The sequence below is a fragment of the Nitrospirota bacterium genome (assembly GCA_040757335.1).
Lineage (GTDB): Bacteria > Nitrospirota > Nitrospiria > 2-01-FULL-66-17 > 2-01-FULL-66-17 > JBFLXB01.
Map to the genome: position 1 here is coordinate 1 of JBFLXB010000036.1, position 23956 is coordinate 23956.

Consider the following 23956-nt stretch of genomic DNA (forward strand, 5'->3'; position numbering starts at 1 on the left):
GAGGCAGCAGGTACGCCGTGTCTCGGTCCGCTGGGATAAATCGCGCCATGGGTCGGGCCTCCTGGGTGGACGAGCGACGCCATTATCCCACAACGGTGAACGGGACGAAAGTCCGACAGACTCCTAGGTCCGCCGTTAGCCAGTGGTAGCATGCCTCCCACATGGCGAGGAAGATCGCCATTGGCGGCGATGTTTCCGGAGTGTCGGCCAGTCGTCTCACGTCATCGATCAGGGTTTTCGCTCGCCTCAAATCCCCGAGGTAGACGAAATAGTTCACCGCGTTCAGTCCAATCCGCATCCGCAAGGTGTGGTCCGTAACCTGATCGGACAAGACCAGTGTGCGGTCCATCCATCGCCGGAGGCCTCGATGCGATGGTTGGCGGTGGATCAACGCAGCGGCTGCGCTCGTCATAACTCGGGCCTCGATCTCCACGGAGGGGAATGTGGGATCGCTGTGGACCCGTTGATCGAGCCACTCGATCCAGGGGTCCAGTGCGGCCATCGTAGTCAGGTAGAGAGTCATCATCTCGACTGCCGCAGACCATGCCAACAATGTTCCGGTGTGATCGCCGGTCGCCTGAAACATTTCAAAGGCCTTTTGGAACGAAGCCAGGCTCTCTGGAGAGCCAGAAAAGAACCGACAGGTTCCCTGCCAGTACACCAACCAGGGATCGGTCTGGACAATGGTCGTGGGCAACCGTTCGATCCACGATTGCAGTGTGCGACTGCGCCCTTGTCCGACCAGCACCGGCGCCTGCGTGAGGATGAGGCGCTGCACCGCAGCCCAGTCGCCCGCCCCCGCATACAGATCCACCGCGTCTTCGATGCGGCCGGAGGATTCCAACACCGTCCCGGCCCGATGGCGCACCTGGCTGAGTTCGGCTGGGCTAAAGCGCTCCTTCGCGCGGGAAAGCAGAAAGTCGCGAAAGAGATCGTGGTATTGATAGATGCGTTCGCTGCCAGGACGCTCTGACAGAAAATAGTTCGCGCGGGCCAGTTCTCCCAGCGTCTTCCCCACGTCGTGTGCACCCGCCATCCCTTCGGCCATCCGAACGGTCATGGCCGGCAGGAAGGCGCTCCGCAGCAGCAGATCCTGCGCGGGGCGCGCCAACTTCGCGAAGACCTCGCCGGCAAAGTAATCGAAGACCGACTCGGACATCGTGCGGGTCGGAGTGGACGCGTCGCTGCCGACCTTCATGGTTTGCAGCATCAACACGACCCCGGCCGTCCAGCCGTCGGTTTTGGCCTGAATGCCCTGCATCGTATCGATCGAGAAGCGCCGCCCCGTGCTGAGGGTCATGAGCGCGCGCGTTTCCGACGGCGTCAACCGCAGCGCATCCCAACTTAGCATCCCCATCTGTCCGCTGGCCTGGAAAGCGGCCAGGCTGGGCGGCGGGGCGCTGCGGCTGATCAGGATGACCACACCCCCCTCCGGAATCTGCGTGAGCCCCTCGCGCACGACGTCGTGAATGGGCGAGTCGGATGGCAGCTCGTGGTAGTTATCGAAGACCAGCACAAAGGGCGTGGGCAAGCGCGCAACCAGCGCCTCAAAGTAGCGTCGAGTGAACACCGGCAGGCCGGGCAGCCGATCCGGGGTCAGCAGCGGCAGCGGGCGGCGAAAACGCGGCGCGGCGGCTTTTGCGGCCAGTCCCAAGTAGTAGAACAACGACGCGGGGTCGGTATCGCCAGCATCGAGCTGGTACCAAATCCCCTTGAGCTGCTTGCATTCCACGTAGCTGGAGATCAAGGTGGTTTTTCCCGAGCCTGGTGGACCCGTGACCCACAGGATCGGCTGGGATCGCGTGCGATCCACGAGCCGGAACAGGCGCGGCCGAGGGAGCACCGCGGCCCCGAGGCGCGGGCGGCTGATCTTCGCGATGGATCGTTCGCGTTGTCCCGCCATCAGTGACCTCGCCCCCGCCGGGTCCCAGTGCCACCACGCGCCGATGGCGGTCTTCTTGACCCGCGTTTCGGCAAGGCGCTATAGTGAATCATCGTCAACGGAGGAGCGCAATGAAGTTGCACGTCAAGATCGAACGAGATGAAGCAGGGTACTATGTCGCGGAGGTCCCCGCGCTTCCCGGGTGCCTGTCTCAAGGGAATACTCGCGAAGAAGCGATCGCCAATGTGAAGGAGGCCATCGAAGGTTGGCTCGAAGTGATGGAGGCCAAACAGCCGACCGATCCAGCCGCCCTGGTTGAAATTGCCGTCTGATGGCTCATCTCGCACCCTGCTCGGGGGCGGAGGCAGTCAGGAAACTTTCCCGGGCAGGCTGGACGATCGCCCGCCAAAAAGGTTCCCACGTGATGATGACCAAGACGGGTTACCAATGGACCCTCTCGATCCCTCAGCATCATGAACTCGGCCCCGGCCTGCTTCGCAAATTGATCCGCCAGGCAGGCCTGACGGTCGACGAGTTCAACGCTTTGTAGCACCGGCACTTCAGAACCTCTACGTCACGGCCCCTCGTATCTGTTGATGAATCGTCTCCGTGGCCGGAGACGGCGGGATCTGGAGCTGGGCGTGCAGGGTCTCGCGGCAGCGGCGATACGTGGCCAGAGCCTCGGCCCGGCGGCCCAATGTCTGATAGCCCAGCATCAAGTGCTGGTAGAACGGTTCGACCAAGGGGTCGAGCTCGATGCCACGTTGATAATAGGTCACGGCGCGTTCCCAGTCCTTGCCGCGTTCGCAGCAGCGTCCCAGCTCGCTCAGTAACGCAACCAGCCGGCCATGGACCTTCTCGCGCCGGCTTAACGCCCAGGCCTCATCGCTCTCCTCCCGCAGAAACGGGCCGGCGTAGAGCCGAAAGAGCTTTTCCGCAGTGGCACATACCGTCTCGGCGTCCGGCGACGGCTGCTTGAGCGTCGAATCCAGATCTCGAATGAGCCGTTCGACGCTCCACAGATCCACCCACACCCGCTTCGGATCCAGCGTGAGTCGTCCGTCCGCGAGGAACACGGTTTCCTCACCGAGCAGCTTCCTCAACCGATGCAACGTGGTATCGAACGCTTGCCGGGCTGCATCCCCGTCCGCCTCGGGCCAAAGCGCTTCGGTCAGTTCACTTTGGGCTACGTCCCGCCCACCATGCGCGATCAGGGCTTTGAGCAGCGCGAGCGGTTTGCCGTGTTGGCTGCGCCGGCCCATCGAGAGGGGTTGATCGCCCCACAGGATCGAGAACCGGCCCAAGGTGTAGACTTTGACTGGCCAGGGCCAGGCCTCGATCCCGCGCGCCGATGGTTCCGGCAGCAGATTCCGCTTGCGGATGAGATGGCGGACATAGTCCACCTCGATCCCGTGCTCCAGGGCGGTGGCGCAGAGCCGCGACATGACTGTGGGCCGCGAGAAAGGCTTGTTCACGTAACCCTGCTCGCGCCCGATCGCCATCGCTCGCCGCAGCGCGGCAAGCCCGCGCTCGGCCGCGTCCTTGTCCGGTTGTCGATCCAACTTCCGATCCGAGAGATCCAGGTCGATCTGCGCACGAGCTAGGCAGCACTGGTGTTCGAGGACCATGCTGTTCATAGCGGCCGCAAGGTCAACAACCTGTCCCAGATGCGAGGCGACATCCTCCAGGCGGCCTCGCTCCAGCAGCACCTGAACCAGCCCGAGTCGGCATTGCGCCTCACTGAAGGGCCCTCCCACTTGGCACGCAATCTCCGTCGCCTGCTTTGCACGCTGAAGCGCCTCCTGAAGATTCCCGACTAGTATGGCGTGCCAGCTCGCAAGGTGGTGGTAATGACTCGCTTCCAAATTGTTCCCGCTGCGCAGCGCGGCCCTCACTCTATCCAGGTATTCCGCTCCACGCTTCACGTCCCCCATGCAGAGCGAACCGTACACCCCCTGGGCCAAGGTCCAGCCGTCAAAGAGATGCGCGCCACTCTCTTCCGCCAGTTCTAGCGTTCTGTTCACGGTCCGAAGACAGGCCGACAAATCGGCCTTTACCAACCAATTGCGCGTCGCTTCCCACGTCGCCGCGATGATCTTGTTGATGGGCGCAGCGTGCGGCGACTCCGCCAGCATGAGGATCTCATCGGTCATCGCCTTACCGAATGCGTAGTCCCCGATGTAGGTGGCATAGTGGATTGCGGTCATGGCAACCCGGATGCGCAAGTTGATGTCCGTCACGTGCCGGGACGATTCCAGTGCGCGGTCGACCCAACGCCGCAGCCTTGGATGCTGCGGTTGGCGATGGAGCATGGCCATGGATGCGCTCGCCGCCACGCGGGCCTCAATATCCGGGGAGGGGAACTCTGGACTGGTCCTCATGCGCTGATCAAGCCACTCGATCCACGAGTCCAACCCGGTGATGGCTTGCATCGGGAGCCCAATCATGTCGACCGCCGCAGACCAGGCCAACCAGGTTCCCGCTGAATCGTCGGCGGCCTGAAACAACTCGAAGGCCCTTTCAAAAGAGCGAAGGCCTTCCCTCACCCCGTACGAGAACTGGCAGACCCCGAGCCAGTACAGCAACCACGGCTCGGCCCCGACTAAGTCCTTCGGCAATCGGTCGATCCACTCTTGCAGCGTGCGACTGCGGCCCTGTTCCACGAGAACTGGCGCCTGCGTGACGATGATCCGTTGCACCGCGGCCCAGTCACCCGCACCAGCGTACAGGTCCACCGCCTCCTCGAGGCGGCCGGATTCTTCGAGAAGCGTCGCGGCGCGCTGGCGAATCCGGCTCAACTCGACTGCGCTGAATCGCTCCCGCGCCTGAGAGAGGAGAAACTCTCGGAATAAATCGTGGTACCGGTAGATCCGGTCGGTTCCAGGACGTTCCTCGACAAAGTAGTTCGAGCGGCTGAAGTCCGCGAGGTTCTTCCCCACTTCTCTTGCGCCGGTCAGCCGTTCAGCGATCCCGAGTGTCATGGAGGGCAGGAACGCGGTCCGAAGCAGCATTTCCTGAACGCTCCGAGACAACTTCGCGAAGACCTCGCCGGCAAAGTAGTCGAAGACCGACGCAGACATGTTCTGGGCCGGAGATTGCGCATCGCTCGCGACCTTGATGTGTTGCAGCATCAAGACGACCCCGGCGGCCCAGCCGTCGGTTTTGGCTTGGATGCATTGCATCGCGTCGTTCGAGAATCGTTTCCCCGCGGTGAGCGAGATCAGCGCGCGAGTCTCTGGCGGGGTGAGCCGCAGGGCATCCCAATTCAGCACCTGCATCTGTCCGTTGGCGTGGAAGGCGGCCAGGCTTGGCGGCGGGGCGTTGCGGCTGATCAGAATCACCACGACACCCTCCGGGATCTGAGTCAGCCCTTCGCGCATGACGTCGTGAATCACCGAGTCGGATGGGAGCTCGTGGTAGTTGTCGAAGACCACGACGGATGGCCGGGGCAATCGCTCGGTCAGCGCCTCGAAATACCGGCGGGTAAACACCGGCAGACCGGGCAGACGATCCGGGGTCAGGAGCGGCAGCGGCCGGCGCACGCGGGGCGCCGCCTTTTTGGCGGCTAATCCCAGGTAATAGAACAATGACGCCGGATCGGCATCGCCGGCGTCGAGATGATACCAGATGGCTTTGCGCCGGCGAACGGCGAGATAGCTGGAGACCAGCGTGGTCTTGCCGGAGCCTGGAGGCCCATTTACCCAAAGGACACGACGCGGACCCGGTCGGTCCAACAGGCGAAACAGCCGCGGCCGTTGCAACACTTTCGCAGACACGGGCGGACTGATCTTGGCCAGGCCGCCGAGGTGTTGCCTGACACGGACCATAAGGCCCTCTGGGGACCGCGTGGGAAAGGAGCGTCAGTATACATAAAAGTCAAGCTCAGAGGGAAGCATTAAATTCATTAAATTCATTCCCGTGGCCCCGAAAACTGTCTCAGTAAGGGGGTTCACGTCAAACACTTCTGAGCCCCGGAAGGTGGGCATCCGGTCGTTGTGTTGAAACTGTACTAGCGCCGTCCGCTTGGGGCGGTACGGCGCGCATGGCCGTAATCAATCCTCGTGCCGCCTGGCTCTGTCCATCCTGGCGCGCCAGCCAACAAGCGATACCCAATGCCAGCAGCGCGGCCCCGGCTCGCCCCCACCCACGTCCCTAAAACTCACGTCCAAGTTGCAGTCGAAGTTGACTTCTTATTTTTAAGAAGTTATGATGGCTACCCGTGTGGCGCGTGCGTGAGCACCGGGAGTTGGGAAAGCGGGCCCGAAAGCTGCCCGTGGCTGTGTTAAAAAAATACGAACTCTGGAAAAATCTTGTGTTTCGACACGGACCGGCCGTTCTGAGAACATTTCCCGGCTTCCACGATGAGAAGCTTAAAGGCGAGCGATCGGGCCAACGCTCGTCGCGTCTCAGCCTTCAGTACCGCGTCATTTATCAAGTGGAGGAGCGTGAACAGGTCGTCTACGTGCTGGATGTGACGCCGCATCAGTATTCGGAGAGCCCAGCCATGAAGAAAGCAACTTCCACGCAGTTCATCCCCGCGAAACCGCGCATCATCCTGACCACCGGGGAGGTGATCAAAATGCTGCGAGACTTGAAGGGCTGGACCCAGAAGGACCTGTCCCTGCGATGCGGCATCAGCCCGAGTAACCTGAGCCTGCTCGAACACGACCGACTGGAGATCGGAAAAAGACGGGCTGAGCAATTGGCCAAAGCGTTCGGTATTCATCCGGCGATTATTATGTTCCCCGAATACGAAGGCTCCGAGATCGCCCGAGTCGCGTAGCCAGACACCCGCCCAATGGCAGCTGCCTTCAGGAGGAGCTTGAGCCGCCGAGTCATCCGTGACGATCTCTGAAGCAACCACTGCCGAAGACTATACGACCGGGCCGAGCGAGATCGTAACGGCGCGTCATCATGGCGTCGAGACAACGTCCGCTGCGAATCATACCGTAGGAGGAAGGACGCAGACGAGCCGTGGGCTTCGCTGGTCATCATGGCTTGCCTTCCTGACTAGAAGTGACTATGATTGGTCTATGAAAACCGTCCGCATTGCCGAACTCAAAGCCCGACTCAGCGGGTATCTCCGAGAAGTCCGGAGCGGTCGATCCGTCACCGTGCTCGATCGCGATACGCCGATCGCACGGATCGTTCCCTATACCCCCGACGTCGCTTCCCTGATCGTCCACAAACCGCTGCCGAACGCCCCACCTCCCGGTCGCGTGAAGTTACCGCCCCCTCTTTCCATTAAGGGTGATATCGTTGACCTCCTCATGGTGGAACGGCAAGGCGAACGGTGATCGCCTACGTCGATTCGTCGGTTCTCCTACGGGTCGTGCTGGGACAGCGACACGCCCTCCGAGAGTGGCCCACCATCGAACGAGGAATCGCGAGTGCGTTGGTCCAGGTGGAATGCCTCCGAACCCTGGACCGACTCCGCATTCAGCAGCGCATCGACCAAGCCACCATCGCCGAGCGGCGCGAGGCGATCTACACGGTGATCGACACGTTGGAAATCGCTGCACTCACGCAGAGTGTGCTGTCTCGAGCCGCCGCGCCGTTTCCAACGGAACTCGGCACGCTGGATGCCCTCCATCTTGCCACCGTCCTGCTGTGGCGCGACCAGGTTCAGCAAGATCTCGTCATGGCTACCCACGATGCCGCGCTGGGCCTGGCCGCCCGGGCGTCGGGCTTGCGCGTGGTCGGCGTCTAGCCCGCGTTGCACCTCCCCGGTGGCAAGCAAGTGGCTGGGGTCCGACAACAAGATGCCGTATTCAAAGCCGAGCCGGACGCGATATACACGGTCTGAAAGTTACTCAGTCCAGCAGAAACGTCAGCCGTTCATCGGCTTTTGACGGCGTGATTTCAAGAATTTCCCCGCTGACAACATTTCCCGCCACAAACGGATCATCGTTCACCCTGCGTTGGAGATCTGACAGTGACGTGTTATGCGCCACAATCCCACCGCCCAAACGAGGCTGAAGACCGCCGGCCAACAAAAATACGCCGTCATCAAAACCGCGTTTGATCCATTCCTTGTGGCCGTCCATGAATTGGCCGGCTTGGCCTTTGTTGTCGGAAAAACGAAGAAGGACGATAAACATTGGACCTATTCTCTCCTTTCGGCATCAACTCCGTTTCTCCAACAACCCCTTGAGCACGCCCAACTCTTTCTTCAGCGCCGCACCCATCCGCGCAAAGTCCTGATCCGAGATATCCGACGTCTGAAAGAACGTGAACACGTACTCGCTGCCGTCGCCGTTGGGAATCACGCGCGAGTACGCCACATCCTCCTCGCCCCCTGCCACCGAGGTGTACATGTCCACGACTCCGGATCGAGGATCGCTCGCGTAGCGAAGGGTCATCTCTCCGCCCGGCGTGGTCACGATCCAGCGGCTCCCGTCGCGGCGCAGCTTCTGGCAAAAGACCACGGCCCACTGAGGAAGGGTCTCAATGTTCGCCACAAAGTCGAACACCGCGTTGGGGGTTGCCCGAATGGTGATGGTCTGGTGTACGCGTTCATGGGTCGCCTCCGGCTGGCGGTGTTGTGAACCACCGGCAGCGTAGGCGATGTCGGTGACAACCCTGTGTCAGCAGACCAGAGCGCGGCCTGGCGCTCGCACGTGCGGATGTAGTCGGAGAGGGTCGGGCCCGGGCGCGGGGGAAAGGTCTCGGGCAGCAGATGCGTCTCGACCAGATCATCGACGTAGGGGAACCGCCCCCACGCCAAGCTCTCCCCGATTCTGCAGCCGACGACCGCCACGGGTTCTCCGCCGTCAAGGACATAGGCAAACCGGTAGCCGGATGCCTCTTGGCGTCGGACTCGGGAGACGAAATCACTGCTAGCCACATGCGGACGCAGCTCGTGCATCACGGCGAAACACGTCGAGGTATCGTCGCATTGAGTCATCGTCGCATTGGCACCACGTCTGCTGCAAATCATACGTAGGTGCGAAAACGCAGACAAGCCGTGGGCCGTGGTGGTTAGCGACCTGCCTCCGCGGGGTGTGTGGTCGATGTCGCGGTCACGACCGGCGAGGTCAACGAAGGGCCCCACTTGCTTGAAGATTTCGCGCGGATTGAAGCGACGACCGGGGTCCCGGTGCGCACCGTCACGGCCGATGGCGCCCATGCGCATCCCGCCAACTACGCGGCGCTGGAGGCCCCCGGCACGTCCGTTGCTGCCCGTATCATCCGCCCGTATCATCCGCGCGTTGTGCTCACGCGTGAGCCCATGCTATGTTGGAGCCCTACCTATTTCATCTCGTATCGTTCGTGTCTCTGCGCGGGGCTGCCATGGCTCGAAGACATCCCTTACTTGCCAAAGTCACCCCGCCCAGCTTGCCGCGCATCCTGAATCGGCCGCGGCTCTTTCGAGTCTTGGACCGAGCGCGACAGCGGCCGATCACCTGGATTTGCGCGCCTCCCGGGTCCGGCAAAACCACGCTGGTCGCCAGCTACGCGCGCTCGCGGAGACTCGCGGTCCTGTGGGACCAGCTCGATGCGGGCGATGCGGACCCCGCCACGTTCTTTCACTACCTGGGGCTGGCGAGCCGCCAAGCCTCTCCGCGATATCGCAGGCCGCTGCCGCACCTCACGCCGGAGTACCTGCCCGGCCTGGCGATCTTTGCCAGGCGCTTCTTTGAGGAGGTCTTCGCACGCCTCAAAACGCCGGCGGTGGTCGTGTTCGACAACTATCAGGACGTGCCCGATGACGCGAGGTTCCACGAGCTGATGCCGCTCGGGCTGAGCGCGATTCCCCACACGGTGTCGGTCGTGGTGCTCAGTCGTCGAGCGCCCCACCCCGCCCTCGGGGCGCTGCAAGCTCGCCGGACCATGTCGGTGGTGGACGACGAGGCGCTCCGCCTGACCCCGACCGAACTGAGACGCTTGGCCGCCCTGCACATGAAGGGTCGCACCTCGCGGTCCCGGCGAGACCTTGATCGTCTGTATCAGCAGACCCAGGGATGGTTTGCCGGGGCGGTCTTGTTCCTCGATCCCCATCACGGCCGCTGCGATACGGCCGACGGCGAGGGCCGGCCGTCGCGGGAGATCCTGTTCGACTACCTGGCGTCCGAGGCCATGAAGGATCTGGATGCGGACACCCACACGGTGCTGCTCAAGACCAGTCTCTTGCCGAGCCTCTCGGTCTCAACGGCCCGGGCGCTGACCGGCGTGGACCAGGCCGGAGAGATTCTCGCTCGGCTCCATCGTGCCCGCTACTTTACCGAGCGGCGTTCTGATCCCGAACCGACCTATCAATACCACCCCTTGTTTCGGGAGTTTCTGCAGGCACGGGCCGCCACGGTCTACCCCCCCGAGGAACTGCGCGGTCTGCGCGAGACCGCGGCTCGACTCTTGGAGGGGACCGGGCTGATCGAGGAGGCGGGCGCGCTCTACCAGGAAGCCCGGCAGCACAACGGGCTTGTGCGGCTGGCACTCACCCACGCGCCGGCGCTATTTGTCCAAGGCCGATCCGCTCTAATCGAGCAGTGGATCGGCCATTTGCCGTTGCCCTTGGTTGAGCAGACCCCCTGGCTGCTCTATTGGCGTGCAAACTGCCTCCTGCCCGTCAGCCCGGCCAAGGCGCAGCCGCTCTATATGAGCGCGTACGAGCAGTTCCAGACGGCCGGAGACCGCGCCGGCGCCCTGCTGGCGTGGTGCGGCGTCGTGGATGCCATCTGGTATGCCTGGGAGGACCTTCCCCAGATGGACCCCTGGATCGAGCGATTTGCAACGCTCATGCCGGAAGGCGAGCCCTATCCCTCGCCAGAGATCGAGGCCGCCGTGGCCTGCGCCATGTTTAATGCCCTGTTCTGGAGACGCCCGGCGTTCGCAACGATTGCGCCCTGGGCGGCGAAGGTCATGGCCTTGCTGGAGAGCGCTCCGGTCCTGACGGTGCAGATGGGGACCACGGTCGTGGCCTTGGTCAACCACTACACCCACGTGGCGGACCTGGTGAAGGCCGAGCGCGTTCTGAGGTTGGTGGACCACGCCTTGCGCCGCAGTCCGCCGTTGCCGTTCGTCCGGCTCGCGCGCGAGCAGACCGCAGCGGTCCTCGCCTACATGCACGGCGATGCGGAGCAAAGCGCCCAGACGGTGGTCGGGGCCCTGGAGCTGGCCAAACAAAGCGGCGTGCCCCTCTGGAACGTGCCGCTCTGCGGCGGCGGATGTCTGGCCGCCCTCATAACCGGTGATCTCGTCGCCGCGCGACGGTACGTGGACCAGATGCTGGACCAGCCGCCGGAGTTTATCCATCTCTTTCATTCGTGGGCGTTGATGCTGGACAGCATCGTGTCGTGTGAAACGGGAGACCTCCACCGGGCGCTTCAGGCTGCCGAGTCGTCCCTCGCGCTCACTGAGCGGGAAGGGCCGTGGCCCGAATCCCTGAGCCGGCTCAGCCTGGCTGTGATCCTTCACCATCTCAGGCGGGAGGCAGAGGCGGATGCCCATCTGGCGCGCGCGGCTGCGATCGCAGACGACATGCAGAGTCGAGCCATGGAGCTGCACTATCGAATCGTCGCCGCCCAGCTCGCGTTCGATCGGCAGGATGATGAAGCCGGGCTGCGGGAGCTGCGCGCCGCCTTCAAGACCAGTGCGGAAACAGGGCTCATGGGCTGGCAGGTGTTGGCGGGCCCACGGGTCCTCGCCCGCCTCTGCGCCAGGGCCCTTGAGGCCGGGATCGAAACCGATTTTGCCCGCCGGCTTATCACCAGACGGAAGTTGATGCCGGACGCTACGGCAACCCACCTTGAATCCTGGCCCTGGCCGGTCAAGGTATACACCTTGGGTCGCTTCTCCCTGGTAAGGGACCAGAGGCCGGTGGCCTTTCGTGGAAAGGCCCAGAAGCGCCCGCTCGAGCTGCTCAAAGCACTCATCGCGCTGGGAGGCCGCGAGGTGGGTGAGGCGCGGATCATTGAGGCTCTGTGGCCCGAGGCCGAAGGCGACGCGGCCTACTATGCCTACACCATGGCGCTCAAACGGCTGCGGGAACTGCTGGGGAGCCCGGAGGCGGTGCGGCTTACAGAGCGCAAGCTCACGCTTAACCCGCAGCTCTGCTGGGTGGATATTTGGGCGTTTGAACGCGGGCTTGGCCAGTCCGCTGCCGATCCCATGTGTATGGAAACCGCGCTGGCGTTCTATCGCGGGCCGTTTCTTGGAGCCGACGACGCGCCCTGGGCCCTCTCCCCCCGGGAACGCACACGCGCAAAGTTCCTGAACGGCGTTCGCACCCTCGGCGCTCGGTTCGAAGCGCAGCAGCAATGGGCCGAAGCGATCCAGTGCTATCAGCGTGGCCTGCATGTGGATGATCTTGCTGAGGAGTTCTACCAGCGCCTGATGATCTGCCACCAGCGCCTCGGCCAGCGCGGGGAGGCCCTGTCCGCGTACCAGCGGTGCAAGAACGTCCTGGCGACGCACTTGGCCGTTGCCCCGTCAGCCGTGACCGAATCGATCCGCGCCGCGCTCACACCACCGTCACAATGACCATTGCGCGGTTGGCCTTTGGCCCCTGATCTTTCTCCGCGCCGTTCTCCTCGCTGCGTCCAGGATCCCCAGGCCAGTTGATCTGTTAGTTATCCGTTAGTCCTTGTTCGCTAACCTCTTCAACAGGATCGTCAGGATGGAGAGCTATATCATTCGCATTTACCGCCGCGACGCAAACCAAACGACCCGCGTCGAAGGGATCGTTGAACACGTGGGCACGCAGCAACACCACGCGTTTCACAGCATGCAGGAGCTGGTGGAGGCGCTCAGCGCGCCCCGCTCTAAGCGGAGCAAAGAAAAGAACAGGCCGCCTTCAACCGGCGTGGCTTGAAGAAACTTGGAGGAGATCATGGCAATACGAGGCAGGACACAGAGACGACACGGAGGAGTTTTCCTCATAGTCATGTTCGGGCTAATCAGTGCGCTGGCAGCCTGTAGCAGCGATGAGGATGGCAGTGGGCCCCCTGCGGCGCTGCCAGTGAACAAGGTCGAGCAGGTGGTCAGTGCCGCCGGCGGTACCGTCACGCACGGCAGCGGCGCGCAGGTTGTGGTGCCTCAGGGCGCGCTGGCCGGGCCGGTCACCATCGGCATCGAAGAGGTGGCGGCCAACTCCGCACCGACACTGCCGGCCGGTGTCAACGCCGTGGGCGCGACGTTTGCGGTCACGCCCCACGGCCAGACCTTTTTGCAAGACGTGACCGTGACGATTCCGTTCGATCCGGCACAGGTCCCTGCAGGCGTCCCGTTGAGCCTGCTCAAGACCATGAACCGCGCGGACGGGCCGTGGGAAGAGGTCGCAGGGGCCACAGCCGTGGGGAGCACTCTGAACGCCCAGTCTTCGGGCTTCTCACACTACGTTGTGACGGTCCGGCAGGTCGTGATCAATCCGAGCAGCCTAGCCGTAGTCTCAGGGGAAAGGGCCACCTTTCACGTCACCGTGCTCAACATTGATTCACCATTCACCATCCGGTGGCAACGCTCCACCAACGGTGGCGCGTCTTTTATTGACCTTGCCGCCACCGGCAGAAGTTACACCACGGGCCCAACTACATTGAATGACGACGGCGATCAGTACCGGGTGGTCGTGACCAACGACAGCGGCAGTATCACATTCGCAACAAGCCTGGCGGCGACATTGAGTGTGTCGCCGAACTCAGTCGCGCCAGACATTACCCAGCATCCTGGCAGCCAAACGGTAACCGTCGGGGCGAGTGCAAGCTTCAGCTGTGAGGCAAGCGGCACCGCTGTGCAGTACCAGTGGCAGATTTCCTCCGATGGCGGAGTGACCTTTGTCGATATTCAAGGAGCGGCCTTTGCGAACTACGTGTTCACGGTGCAGGCCAGCAACAACGGCGAACGTTACCGCTGCCGGGCATCGAACTCGGCCGGTACCGCGACAAGCAATACGGCAACGTTGACGGTTGTCATCCCTTCTGGCACGGAAATCCTTTCGCTGTCAATCGTCGGCGATGGGTTCGGTGTCGTGACCTATAACCCGCCAGTCGAGGGCTGCTCCAAGGCGATCGGCCCGACGACGTGTGAACGGGTGTTCAACGGTAACACGATCGTCATCCTGACGCCAACGGCGTACTCGGGTTCCACCTTCGGCGGCTGGACCGGTTGTGATTCCGTCAGCGGCAACGATTGTTCGGTCACGATGACCGGCAGCCGCGCGGTGTCGGCGGTGATCAACTGAACATGTCCGCAGCGACCGTCAATCCCCGGAGTCTATCCGTGACGTCAACACCTTCCGGAAGTGCACACTCGCCCGCTCCATCCCTTCCCGCTCGTAAAAGCGATGCGCTTCCGTGCGCTGGACTCCGGAGTCGAGGTGCACCTGCTGACAGCCTGCCGTTGCCGCAAGGTCCACTAACCACGACAACAGTGCAGCGCCGTAGCCGCGGGAACGCTGACTTGAGCTGGTGCAGATCATCGACGTAGAGAAACCGCCCCCATGCGAGGTTCTCCCCGATTCGGTACCCCGCAACAGCCACGGGCTCGCCGCCTTCGAGGACATAGGCAAGCCGGTAACCGGATGCCTCTTGGCGTCGCAGGCGGAACACGAAATCGTGTTCTGCCACATGCGGGCGCAGCTCGCGCATCACGGGGAAACACCGGGCAATTTCTTCGTCCGATTTCGCCGGTTTGATGTCCATACGCCGGAGGGCTGACCGCGGGTTAGCGCTTCGCCTTGGGAATCACGAGCTTCAGCGCGGTGTGCGTCTCTGAAAGACCCACCACCTTGGTGGCCACCAGCCCCGCGTCGCGAGCGACGGCCATCACGCCGTGCCCTTGGAGCTTCGGTCCTCGAACCGACACATGCAATGCGCCTCCGAGCCCATGCCCGTTCCCCTTGAGTTGACCGCCCATTCCTGTGACGAGGGGATAGATATCGCAGATCACCGGCTGCGCCGTCAACCCGGCCTCGCTCATGCCCCTTCTCCTGCCTCGGCGCACGCGCGCCGGTACCGCCCGTCTCGCTTGTGTTGACAGCCGCCTCGCGCCGTGCTACAGATCGCGTTCACATTCCTGTGTGGACGCCATTCCCTCCTGCCAGGATGGCCGCCGGTCACTGATCACCGTCGAACCCCACGGGGTGGTTCGGTGTCCGCAAACACCCGTCCCGTGGGCCGACCGGATACGCGTGGCGATGCTGAGACCGACCGATGACGTGGCGGAACAGCAGGGGGTGCAGGGCAACACGTGGCCCCGAGGCTTCGCGGTGAGATGACGCCTCCGCGCGCGTCCGCCAAGATCACCCGCCCCCACACGCCGCGGGCATTGCCGCGCCTTCGCCTGTTCGAGCAACTCGACCAGGGCCGCGCGCAGCGCCTGACCTGGATCGCGGCGCCGCCGGGCGCGGGCAAGACCACGCTGGTCTGCAGCTATCTGGACGCCCGCAAGCTCCCCTGCCTGTGGTATCAAATCGATGCCGACGATCGTGATCCGGCGGCGTTCTTTTACCACCTGGGAGTCGCCGTGGCCCAGGCCGCGCCGCGGTATCGCCGCCCCTTGCCCGCGCTCACCCCGGAATATCTGTTGGGCATCACGACCTTCACCCGCAACTTTTTCCGCGAAGCGGCCCGGCGGCTCCATCCTCCGCATGTGCTGGTGTTCGACAACCTCCAAGAGGTGGACCCCGCGGCGCCGCTCTATGAGGTGCTGCGTGAAGGACTGAGCGAGCTCCCGGACGGCCTGCAGGGGATCCTCATCAGTCGCAGTGAGCCGGCGGCGAACTTTGCCCGGATGCGGGTCTCCGGGCACCTCGCGGTCCTTGATTGGGACGCGTTGCGGCTGCGGCCGGAGGAGACGAGGCCGTTCCTGGAGCGTCTCGATCACCGTGGAGCGCTTCCAGTAGAGGTGGCGACGCGCCTGCACGAGCAGTGCGCGGGCTGGGCGGCGGGGCTGATTCTGCTGCACGAGGGGGTGACAAAGGAAACGCCGGGGCACGCGGTGGTCGATGCCGCGTCGGCCCAGCGCACGTTCGACTACTTTGCGACGGAAGTCTTTGCGCGCCGACAGCCTGCGGTCAAGGAGCTGCTCATGCTGACCGCGCTCTTTCCGAGCTTCACCGCCACGATGGCGGCGCGGATCAGCGGCTATCGCCAGGCAGACTCCTGGCTCAATGATCTGGTGCAGAGCCACCACTTCACCGAGCGCCGCGCCGGGACCGGCGCCGACTACCAGTACCACCCGTTGTTTCGCAGCTTCCTGCTCGCACAAGCGCAGAAGACCTGGGGCCCGGCCGAGCTCGCCCGCCGCCGTCACAGGGCCGCGATCCTGCTGGAGGACTCCGGTCGCGCCGAGGAGGCGCTCGCCCTCTATCTCGACACGAAAGACTGGGGCGCCGCAACCCGGCTGATTCTGCGCCATGCGCCGACGATCCTCGCAGCAGGACGCTTCCTCACGCTGGGCGCGGCCCTCCGCAGACTTCCGGCCGCTGAACTCGAAGCGGAGCCCTGGCTCTCGTACTGGCTCGGCATGTGTTCGCTGGCGATCAATCCCGGAGGGGCGCTGACCTTGTTCGACGCGGCCTTTGAGCGCTTCGAGCGCGACCGGAACGCCACCGGAGCGTACCTTGCCTGGGCCGGCGCGGCGGACGCCATTGTCTTTCAGGCGACCGACTATCGCCAGTTTGCCCCGTGGCTGGAACGCCTGGATCGTCTGATTGAGGCCTATCCCGAGTTTCCCACTAGCGAGATCGAAGCACGAGTGGCGGGCGGCGCGATCGCCGCCGGGATGTGGCACCGCCCCGCGCACCCCTCCTTTGTCCGCTGGCTGCAACGCGCCGCCACCCTGGTCCGCACCTGCGACCATCCAGCCACCTGCGCGCGCCTGGTGTTTCACTGGCTGGTGAGTTGGTTCTGGTACGGGACCGATCGTGATAGCGCGGCCGCCGCAGAGATGTTCGACGCTGCCGCGAGGCTGACGAGGCGTCTGACCGACGCCCCGTTTGAGCACATCCTGTTGACGATAACGGAAACGCACCGGCACATCCTTGCCGGGGAGACTGATCGCGGACTCGCGGCCACGCAGGCTGCGTTGGACATCAGCCAGCGCAGCGGCGTGCATTTGATCGATCCGGTGCTCATCGGCGGGGGGACTTGGGCGTGCCTTGCCGCGGGCCGGCTCGCTGCGGCAGACACGCTCTTGCAGCGGATGCAGGAGCGTATTGAGGTCGTTGCCTCGAATAAGATGGATCGCGACTTTTATTGGCACCTGTACGCCTGGCGGGCCGCGCTGGCCGGAGACTTCCGGGCGGCGCTGCACCGCCTTGCCTCCTCCCTGCAGATCCATGAGACCTTGCAGGCGACACCCACCCTCACCAACACACTCCTCAACCAGGCGCTCTACCAGGTGGAGCTGGGCGACCTCGATGCGGCGCGCGCGAGCCTGGCCCGCGCCGACGACCTGATGCAGGGGACACCGGATGGATGCTTACGCCATCAGCGCCTCCTCGTAGCTGCGCAACTTGCCCGCGCCGAGCAGCGGGAGGCTGAGGCCTGTGAACTCCTCGGGGAGGCGGTCCGAACCAAGGTCGCGAACAACTTCTTTGTTCTCCCCGCACCGCTCGCCCGGCTCTGCGCCCTCGCCCTGAAGCGAGACATTGAGGCCGACGCCGCGCGCACCCTGATCCGCAGGCTGCGATTGACACCGCCTGGCGGGATGCAGCCGGAGACCTGGCCGTGGCCCGTCAAGGTCTACACGCTGGGACGGTTTAGCCTGCTCTTGGATGGAACCCCTGCCCGGTTTTCCGGGAAGATCCAGAAGAAACCGCTTGAACTGCTGAAGGCCCTCATTGCGTTCGGCGGACGGGACGTGAGCGAGACTCGGTTGACCGAAGCCCTCTGGCCCGAGGCCGAAGGCGACGCGGCCCATCGTGCCCTGGATACCACCCTGCACCGGCTGCGTAAGCTGCTCGGATCCGATGAGGCCGTCATGTTACAGGAGGGACGGCTCACCCTGGACCCTCGCTACTGTTGGGTGGACGTCTGGGCGTTCGACCGGCTGACGGAAACAACGCGTGCCAAACTCGCCAAAGGACCAAGCGTGCCGGAGGAGGAAATCGTCGATCTCTCCCAAAAGGCGCTGACTCTTTACCAGGGATCGTTTCTCAGCCAGGAGAGCGAGATTCCGTGGACCCTCTCCGAGCGTGAGCGCCTTCGGAGCCGGTTTCTGCGCTATTTGGAAGCGCTGGGGAGGCACTGGGAGCAGACCGGACAATGGGAACGAGCGGTGGAGTGCTACCTAAAAGGTCTGGACATCGATCACCTGGCCGAGGGCATCTACCAACGCCTGATGACCGCCTACCACCGTCTGGGCCGCCGAGCCGAGGCCATGGGGGTCTACCAACGCTGTCGCAACACCCTTTCCGCCCTCCTGGGGGTCGAACCGTCGTCGCAGACCGAGGGGATTTATCGGAAAATCATTTCCTGAGCCCTTAGACGACGGCCAACGTCGTCCGCGTTACTTGCCAGGCCCCTCCCACAGCTCACTCATCGGCACGGCCCGCAAGGTCTCACCCATAGGCAGCGCGGTCTCACCGAGGTACAACAGCACGCCGCGCACGAAGTTTTTCCCGGCCGCCTCGGCCAGCGCTTCGAGGCCGGCGAAGTCGCTCCGGCTCACGGTCGCAGCGGCCTTGACCTCGATACCCACCAGTCTGCCGCCCGGCGCCTCCAGGACAATGTCCACTTCTCGCCCGGCGGCGGTGCGGAGGTGGAACAGCGAGACCAATTGCCGGCTCCAGCCGAGCTGCTTGCGCAACTCCTGCAGCACAAATGATTCGAGCAGGTGGCCAAGCTCAGGTGACTGCGCAAGCCGCTCCGGGTCCGTGTCTCCACGGAGATGAGCGGCAAGACCTGTATCGACCAGATGAATCTTGGGGGACTTGACGAAACGCTTCGCCACATTGGTGGACCACGCCGGCAACGGTTGAAGGATGAACGTCGCCTCAAGCAGAGTGAGATACCTCCGGAGCGTGGAGTGCGTGATCCCCGAGGAGCGTGACAGCTCGGACATGTTCAAGAGCGCGCTCGACCGCGCCGCCAGCAGACCGAGCAACCGTGGCATGTCGGTCAGCCCCTCGATGTGCGCGAGATCTCGCACGTCACGCTGCAGCAGGGTTGCCACGTAGGCTTTGAACCAGGCCGCGCGCCGCTCCGAGGTCTCGCGCGTCAGGGCCTCCGGATATCCGCCGGCCATCAGACGCCGGCATACGTCCAGTCGGTCCACCGCGCGGCGGTGGAGGGCCGCGGGTTCACGGGAAAATAGCGCGTCGGCAAAACGCTCGGTGCGGCCGGCAATTTCGTCCTGCGAAAGGGGCAGAAGCGACAGGATTTCCATGCGTCCGGCCAATGATTCCGACAACCTGGGAAGAAGGAGGACATTCGCCGAGCCCGTGAGGAGAAAACGCCCGGGACGCCGCCTGCGGTCCACCTCTAGCTTGATCGCCGGAAACAGCTCTGGCGCCTTCTGCGCCTCATCGATCACCACCAGGCCGTCCCCGCCGCGCACCAGGGCCATGGGATCCGAGCGCGCCGTCCCGAGCACGGCGGGGTCGTCAAGGGTGACGTACACTCCGCCGCGCTCGTCCGCCACCTGCTGCGCGAGCGTCGTCTTCCCGGTCTGCCGCGCGCCGTTCAGCAGAACGACCGGAGAATCCGAGAGAGCGGCCCGAAGCGCGGTTTCGATATTCCTCCGATACATAGCGATATATTAGCCATCTCATGGCGAATTTACAATCAGAATGCTTGCCTTGTACGCTCATCGGTTAACCGGACACGTTTCTTTTGGATCGGAGCCAGCGGAACGGCTGGCTGGGGAGCTAAACCAGACGGAAGAGATTGACCGGAGCGTCGGAAAAACGGAGACAGGGAGACGGGGGAGAAGGGATAAGACCGGTTTTCCGTTTCACCGATTTCCAACGCAAGTTTAATTCTTCCCCTCATTTTCCCCTCAATCGGTAAGTAACCTGTAAGTTTCTCTCTGTTATTCTCGCGCCCAGTCACACTGGCCGCGGCTTGCCGGCGATCCCAGCCGGTAGCGAGGTGGCCGTCATTGAACGATGTCGTGACCGTCACGGATGTGGTTTTAGGAGGCGCTGTAGGCGGCTGGACCTGGGTTATTACCCAACTGGAGTGAGCGTGCGGACACTCTACGGCCAAACACGGGAGGAACGATGAACCCGAGAATCCACAGAAGCACGGTCACACCCCAAGGCAGCTCGTCGTTCACGTTCGCACGCCCCTAGGTGGTTGGACAGATCCCGTGGAACTCTCATTGAAGAAGCATCCGCCCATGGACAGTGACACCTACATCATTCGAATCTATCGCCGCAACAAGGAACGTCCGACGAGTCTAGTGGGGGTGGCCGAGCAGGTCGGGACGAAAGAACAACGAGCATTCCACGATCTGGACGGGCTCTTGGCGATTCTGACCTCATCGGAAACCCGCGTGCATCTAAATAAAGAAGGAGGGTAGACATGTCTAGACATCTTGGCTGGTCGAGGCTCAGTGCTTCATTGGCGGCTGGGGCGATCGTGTGCGTTGCGCAGGCCGCCAATGCCGTACCGGTGTCGGTCATCGGTGGCTTTACGTCGTTTTCGGGGGTAGTTGGGGCTGGGGGGTCGTTCGTAACGACCATCAACGGAAGCGTGGTCTGTCCTGAGTCGGGATGCGACACGACCTTTGGCGATGATTCCTTCCCATTCACGTCGATACCCCCATTCACGTCACCGATATCCACGGTGGAGTTTGGCAACTCAACGTTGTCCGGGTTCTCCGGAACCACGCCCGTCTATACGCCCCAAACACCCAATCTGCTCAGCTTCGCACCGGCTGCGCCGCAAGATGTGATCGCAGGGCAGGAGTTTCTGCTCGGAACCTTTACCTACGCGAACGGGATCTGGTTCACCGACCCGACCTTTGGATTTTCGTTAACCACGGTCTCATCCGATCCCGCGCTCAACGGACAGGTGTTCTCAGATTCGCTGAGACTAACGATCACGCCCAACGACTTTGTGAACCAGACACCGGATCAGAACGCGGACTTCATCTCCTTCCTCGGTCGCCCGGACCTAGGTAGTGCGCGCGCCTATGAGCTCGCCGATAGTCCGACGGGCAGTAACCTCATGACCTTCGACTTCTATGGCCGGATCGGTTCGTTGATTCCCACCCGATTCGACAATGCCGCAGGCGGCGGATTTCTGGACCCCGGCGTCGCGATCGAACCTACGCCGAGGGCCTCGGTGCCGGAACCAGGCACATTCACGTTGATGCTATCCGGTCTTGTCGGCGTGTTGGCGTACCGACGGACGATCTGCAGGGGCGCGTTGGGCTGATGGCGACGGGAAGACGGCAACGGCCAGCGGCACGCGGTCGCGATCGCCTTCGCGCTCGGTTCTGCAGAGTCCGGGGGCGTCCGTTCGACGGTCGCGACGGTGCGTGCGCGAGTTGGGGGCAATGACGATGAACCGATGGATACGGATGCTCGGCGTGGGCTCGTTATGCCTGCTCTCGGCGTGCGGCGACGGCTCCAGTGATGCGCCGTTGTCCGCGCCTCCATCTCAACCTCCGGAGCCGACACCCGTCTCGCCGCCGCCCCCATCGGCGCTGCCGTTCAAGGTCATGCCGCCTCGGGTTAGTCTCGCGGTCGATGGCCAGGGCGCGCTGGCGGCTATCGGCGCGATCTCCACGGTCACCTGGACGTCGAGCGATCCGACGGTCGCGTGGGTCGATGCGAACGGTGTGGTCATGGCGGTGGCGCGCGGCAGCGCGACCATCACCGCTACCGACGGCACGCGCAGTTCGTCGGCGACGGTGAAAGTCTGGCAGACCGCCGGTCCGAACCCCGATGCATCCACCGAATCGCTGATTGCAGCCGCGTTGGCCGCCGGGCGCATCAGCGCCGAGGAGGCGCTCGTCTATCGCGTGTACGTAATGTTCGGCGACGAGCGCCTGCCGACAGAGTACGACGGCGCACCCGATCCGCAAGCCGGCGTCTCGCTTCGGCTCTTGTCCGAACAGCTGCCCACGCTGTCGCAGGCGACTCAGGACATCCTGCGACCGTTCTTCATCCCGCCGATCTACCCCGAAAGCTGGTTTGGTCGGCAGCTCGGGCTGGCGACCGCGGAGGCCGTGCAGGCCGCGCAGACCGTGCAGACCGTGCAGGCCGTGCAGGCGGGCTCGCCGACGCTGTGCTCGGCGGAGGTTGTGACGGCGTTCATCCAGGCCGGTTTGCTGGTGCGCCGGACCACTGCGCACTACAACCTATACGCGTCCGTCAGCCAGTTCGGCAATGAAGACGCACTGCTCGACTACGGCGCGTCGGTGATTGAGCAGATCGACGCGGCACTGACGGGCCTGCTGCAGCGTCACGCGCAGAGCGATGCCGCGGAAGCCTGCAACGGCGGCGATGGTGCAGTCGACATCTATCTCACTGACGGACTTCTCGCCGCGGAGTTCGGCGCTACAGTGGCTTACCCTGACCGCTGCGAGAATACTCCAGCGTATATCCTGCTCAACAAGCTCCCGCTATCGATTGCATTTAACGCCGACAAGGCATTGAGCCAAAGGTGGCTGCGCACCGTACTCACGCACGAAGTGACGCACACGATCCAGTTCGGCATGGATCGGGCCGCCGCCTGCGCCGACTATGACTGGATCGACGAGGGGACCGCGCAGTGGGCGCCCGACCACGTGTTTCCGGCCGACAACGAAGAAGACGGGTTCAAGAAACTGAGCACGACCCACCGCAGCGGCGATTACTTCATCAACTACCTAAAGGGCGGCCACCGCGAGTCGATCGAAAAGACGAACGGCTACTCGACCTACATCTACTTCCAGTTCATCGCGCGCAAGTACGGCGCGGCGGCGGTCAAGGCGCTGTTCGATGTCTGGGCAAGCAGCGGCAGCGTCGACTCGCTCGACGCGGCCTTGAAGGCGGTCGGCGGCAATCTCAGGGACGCCTGGCCGGAGTTCGGCAAGGCGTTGTGGAACGACGTGCGCGACAACGTGCTGACCGACCTGCGCGGCTGGGACGGCTACGACTACGGCATGGCCAACGTCGCGCAGGCGAACCCCACCACGCTTGCCGGCGGGCGCACGACGCTCGCCCTGCTGAGCGCCAACGGCGGCAAGCTCGCGCCGCGCAGCCTGGCGTACGAGCGGCTCACGTTCCCCGATGAAGTGAGCCCGGTGCTGCTGTCGAACCCGCTCGGCCTGCTGCCGCAAGCCCAGCACTTAAAGCTCACCGCGCTGAAGAAGATCGGCGGCCAGTGGCGCACGCCGGAGGATTGGACAGCGGACGCCGACAAGTACTTCTGCCGCGACAAGGTGGGAGAGCGGCTCGAAGAGCTGGTGCTGATCGTCAGCAACAGCGACCCCGATCCGAACGCCGCGCCGGTGACCTTGCCGACTAACACGCCGTTTGAGTTGAGCGCGTCGAACGTCGGCTGCTGGAAGTGGCAGGGCAGCGCCACACGACAGATCATCAGCGACGACGGCGTTCAAAGCAGCGAGTACACCGCGCGGGGGACCGACTTGGTGTTCGAGCCGCAGGGCGACACCGCGGCTGGCGGAGTGTTGTTTTTGGCCCCGATTGCCGGCAGTGCAAACGGGCTGTCCACGCTGCGGTCCACCATTCCGCCCTGCACGACGACGATCACCGGCCCGACCACGACCGTGTCCGCCACCGACGGCGCGCTCATTTTCAACCTTGACCTGAAGACGAGCGCGGCTACACCCGACCGCCGTGTTGGAACTCTGGTCGGGACTACCTTCATCGACTCGACGCAGGTCGCCACGTGCAACGGCCAGACGACCACCACCCCGGCGCCCGGCACCGGCTGGCAGTGGCTGCTGTACCCGGTGACGACGAACCCACTGGACGTGTCCCCGGACGGCAAGACGATTGCGGCGAACTTCACGCAGACGGCCACCAACACCCGCACCGTTCACAACTTCAGTTACACGGCGATGCGAGAGTAGCGCGATTCGACATGACGCACGACACGCCCCGCAAACCTACGCACGCTTCGATCATGCTGGCAAAGCTTGAAAGAAGCATTGGAGAAGCATTGGTGGAAAAGC

At 63.5% G+C, this 23956-nt stretch carries 20 protein-coding genes; 13 read left to right on the top strand and 7 right to left on the bottom strand.

Going from position 1 to position 23956, the window contains the following annotated elements:
* Positions 1-82: 82 nt before the first annotated feature.
* A complete protein-coding gene (locus tag AB1451_14975; GenBank protein ID MEW6684198.1) occupies positions 83-1903 on the bottom strand; it encodes an AAA family ATPase in 1821 nt (606 codons plus the stop codon).
* Between the two features lie 110 nt (positions 1904-2013).
* On the opposite strand from AB1451_14975, the gene AB1451_14980 reads away from it, so the two are divergent.
* Complete coding sequence (locus AB1451_14980) at positions 2014-2214, top strand: type II toxin-antitoxin system HicB family antitoxin (GenBank protein MEW6684199.1); 201 nt, start codon at positions 2014-2016, stop codon at positions 2212-2214.
* Positions 2214-2432, top strand: a complete 219-nt coding sequence (locus tag AB1451_14985) for a type II toxin-antitoxin system HicA family toxin (protein ID MEW6684200.1) — start codon at positions 2214-2216, stop codon at positions 2430-2432. The genes AB1451_14980 and AB1451_14985 overlap by 1 nt, the downstream gene beginning before the upstream one ends.
* A gap of 19 nt (positions 2433-2451) precedes the next feature.
* On the opposite strand, the gene AB1451_14990 is transcribed toward AB1451_14985, so the two are convergent.
* A complete protein-coding gene (locus tag AB1451_14990) occupies positions 2452-5709 on the bottom strand; it encodes a BTAD domain-containing putative transcriptional regulator (protein MEW6684201.1) in 3258 nt (1085 codons plus the stop codon).
* 392 nt (positions 5710-6101) lie between these two features.
* Between AB1451_14990 and AB1451_14995 the strand changes: the two genes are divergently transcribed.
* The 3 genes from AB1451_14995 (at position 6102) to AB1451_15005 (ending at position 7592) form a co-directional block, all read left to right on the top strand.
* Positions 6102-6665: a helix-turn-helix domain-containing protein gene (locus tag AB1451_14995; GenBank protein ID MEW6684202.1), complete on the top strand. Its 564-nt coding sequence runs from the start codon at positions 6102-6104 to the stop codon at positions 6663-6665.
* A gap of 250 nt (positions 6666-6915) precedes the next feature.
* Entirely contained in the window at positions 6916-7179 is a 264-nt protein-coding gene (locus tag AB1451_15000; protein MEW6684203.1) for a type II toxin-antitoxin system prevent-host-death family antitoxin, read from the top strand.
* Positions 7176-7592, top strand: a complete 417-nt coding sequence (locus AB1451_15005; GenBank protein ID MEW6684204.1) for a PIN domain-containing protein — start codon at positions 7176-7178, stop codon at positions 7590-7592. The genes AB1451_15000 and AB1451_15005 overlap by 4 nt, the downstream gene beginning before the upstream one ends.
* A 103-nt stretch (positions 7593-7695) precedes the next feature.
* Here the strand turns inward: AB1451_15005 and AB1451_15010 are convergent, their stop codons facing one another.
* Entirely contained in the window at positions 7696-7983 is a 288-nt protein-coding gene (locus tag AB1451_15010) for a hypothetical protein (protein MEW6684205.1), read from the bottom strand.
* Between the two features lie 24 nt (positions 7984-8007).
* Positions 8008-8451, bottom strand: a complete 444-nt coding sequence (locus AB1451_15015; GenBank protein MEW6684206.1) for an SRPBCC family protein — start codon at positions 8449-8451, stop codon at positions 8008-8010.
* Positions 8452-9175: 724 nt separating this feature from the next.
* Between AB1451_15015 and AB1451_15020 the strand changes: the two genes are divergently transcribed.
* The 3 genes from AB1451_15020 to AB1451_15030 all read left to right on the top strand — a co-directional run bounded on the left by AB1451_15020 (position 9176) and on the right by AB1451_15030 (position 14060).
* Positions 9176-12364 (top strand): BTAD domain-containing putative transcriptional regulator, encoded by a 3189-nt coding sequence (locus tag AB1451_15020; protein MEW6684207.1) that lies wholly within the window; start codon positions 9176-9178, stop codon positions 12362-12364.
* A 136-nt stretch (positions 12365-12500) separates the two neighbouring features.
* Positions 12501-12695, top strand: coding sequence for a hypothetical protein (locus AB1451_15025; GenBank protein ID MEW6684208.1), 195 nt, complete (start codon positions 12501-12503; stop codon positions 12693-12695).
* A 147-nt stretch (positions 12696-12842) separates the two neighbouring features.
* Entirely contained in the window at positions 12843-14060 is a 1218-nt protein-coding gene (locus tag AB1451_15030; protein MEW6684209.1) for an immunoglobulin domain-containing protein, read from the top strand.
* Between the two features lie 18 nt (positions 14061-14078).
* Here the strand turns inward: AB1451_15030 and AB1451_15035 are convergent, their stop codons facing one another.
* Entirely contained in the window at positions 14079-14381 is a 303-nt protein-coding gene (locus AB1451_15035; protein MEW6684210.1) for a GNAT family N-acetyltransferase, read from the bottom strand.
* On the opposite strand from AB1451_15035, the gene AB1451_15040 reads away from it, so the two are divergent.
* Positions 14287-14535 carry a hypothetical protein gene (locus tag AB1451_15040; GenBank protein ID MEW6684211.1) on the top strand — a complete coding sequence of 83 codons (249 nt, stop codon included), beginning with the start codon at positions 14287-14289 and terminating at the stop codon, positions 14533-14535. The genes AB1451_15035 and AB1451_15040 overlap by 95 nt on opposite strands.
* A gap of 7 nt (positions 14536-14542) precedes the next feature.
* Here the strand turns inward: AB1451_15040 and AB1451_15045 are convergent, their stop codons facing one another.
* Entirely contained in the window at positions 14543-14797 is a 255-nt protein-coding gene (locus AB1451_15045) for a hypothetical protein (protein MEW6684212.1), read from the bottom strand.
* Between the two features lie 294 nt (positions 14798-15091).
* Here AB1451_15045 and AB1451_15050 point away from each other — a divergent pair, with 294 nt between their 5' ends.
* A complete protein-coding gene (locus AB1451_15050) occupies positions 15092-18301 on the top strand; it encodes a BTAD domain-containing putative transcriptional regulator (GenBank protein MEW6684213.1) in 3210 nt (1069 codons plus the stop codon).
* Positions 18302-18331: 30 nt separating this feature from the next.
* Here the strand turns inward: AB1451_15050 and AB1451_15055 are convergent, their stop codons facing one another.
* Complete coding sequence (locus AB1451_15055; protein ID MEW6684214.1) at positions 18332-19573, bottom strand: ATP-binding protein; 1242 nt, start codon at positions 19571-19573, stop codon at positions 18332-18334.
* Between the two features lie 591 nt (positions 19574-20164).
* Here AB1451_15055 and AB1451_15060 point away from each other — a divergent pair.
* From AB1451_15060 to AB1451_15070, 3 genes are all read left to right on the top strand, one after another.
* Positions 20165-20347 carry a hypothetical protein gene (locus AB1451_15060; GenBank protein ID MEW6684215.1) on the top strand — a complete coding sequence of 61 codons (183 nt, stop codon included), beginning with the start codon at positions 20165-20167 and terminating at the stop codon, positions 20345-20347.
* A 2-nt stretch (positions 20348-20349) separates the two neighbouring features.
* Positions 20350-21207, top strand: a complete 858-nt coding sequence (locus AB1451_15065; GenBank protein ID MEW6684216.1) for a choice-of-anchor K domain-containing protein — start codon at positions 20350-20352, stop codon at positions 21205-21207.
* 121 nt (positions 21208-21328) lie between these two features.
* Positions 21329-23854: an Ig-like domain-containing protein gene (locus AB1451_15070; protein MEW6684217.1), complete on the top strand. Its 2526-nt coding sequence runs from the start codon at positions 21329-21331 to the stop codon at positions 23852-23854.
* The last annotated feature ends 102 nt before the right edge of the window (positions 23855-23956 follow it).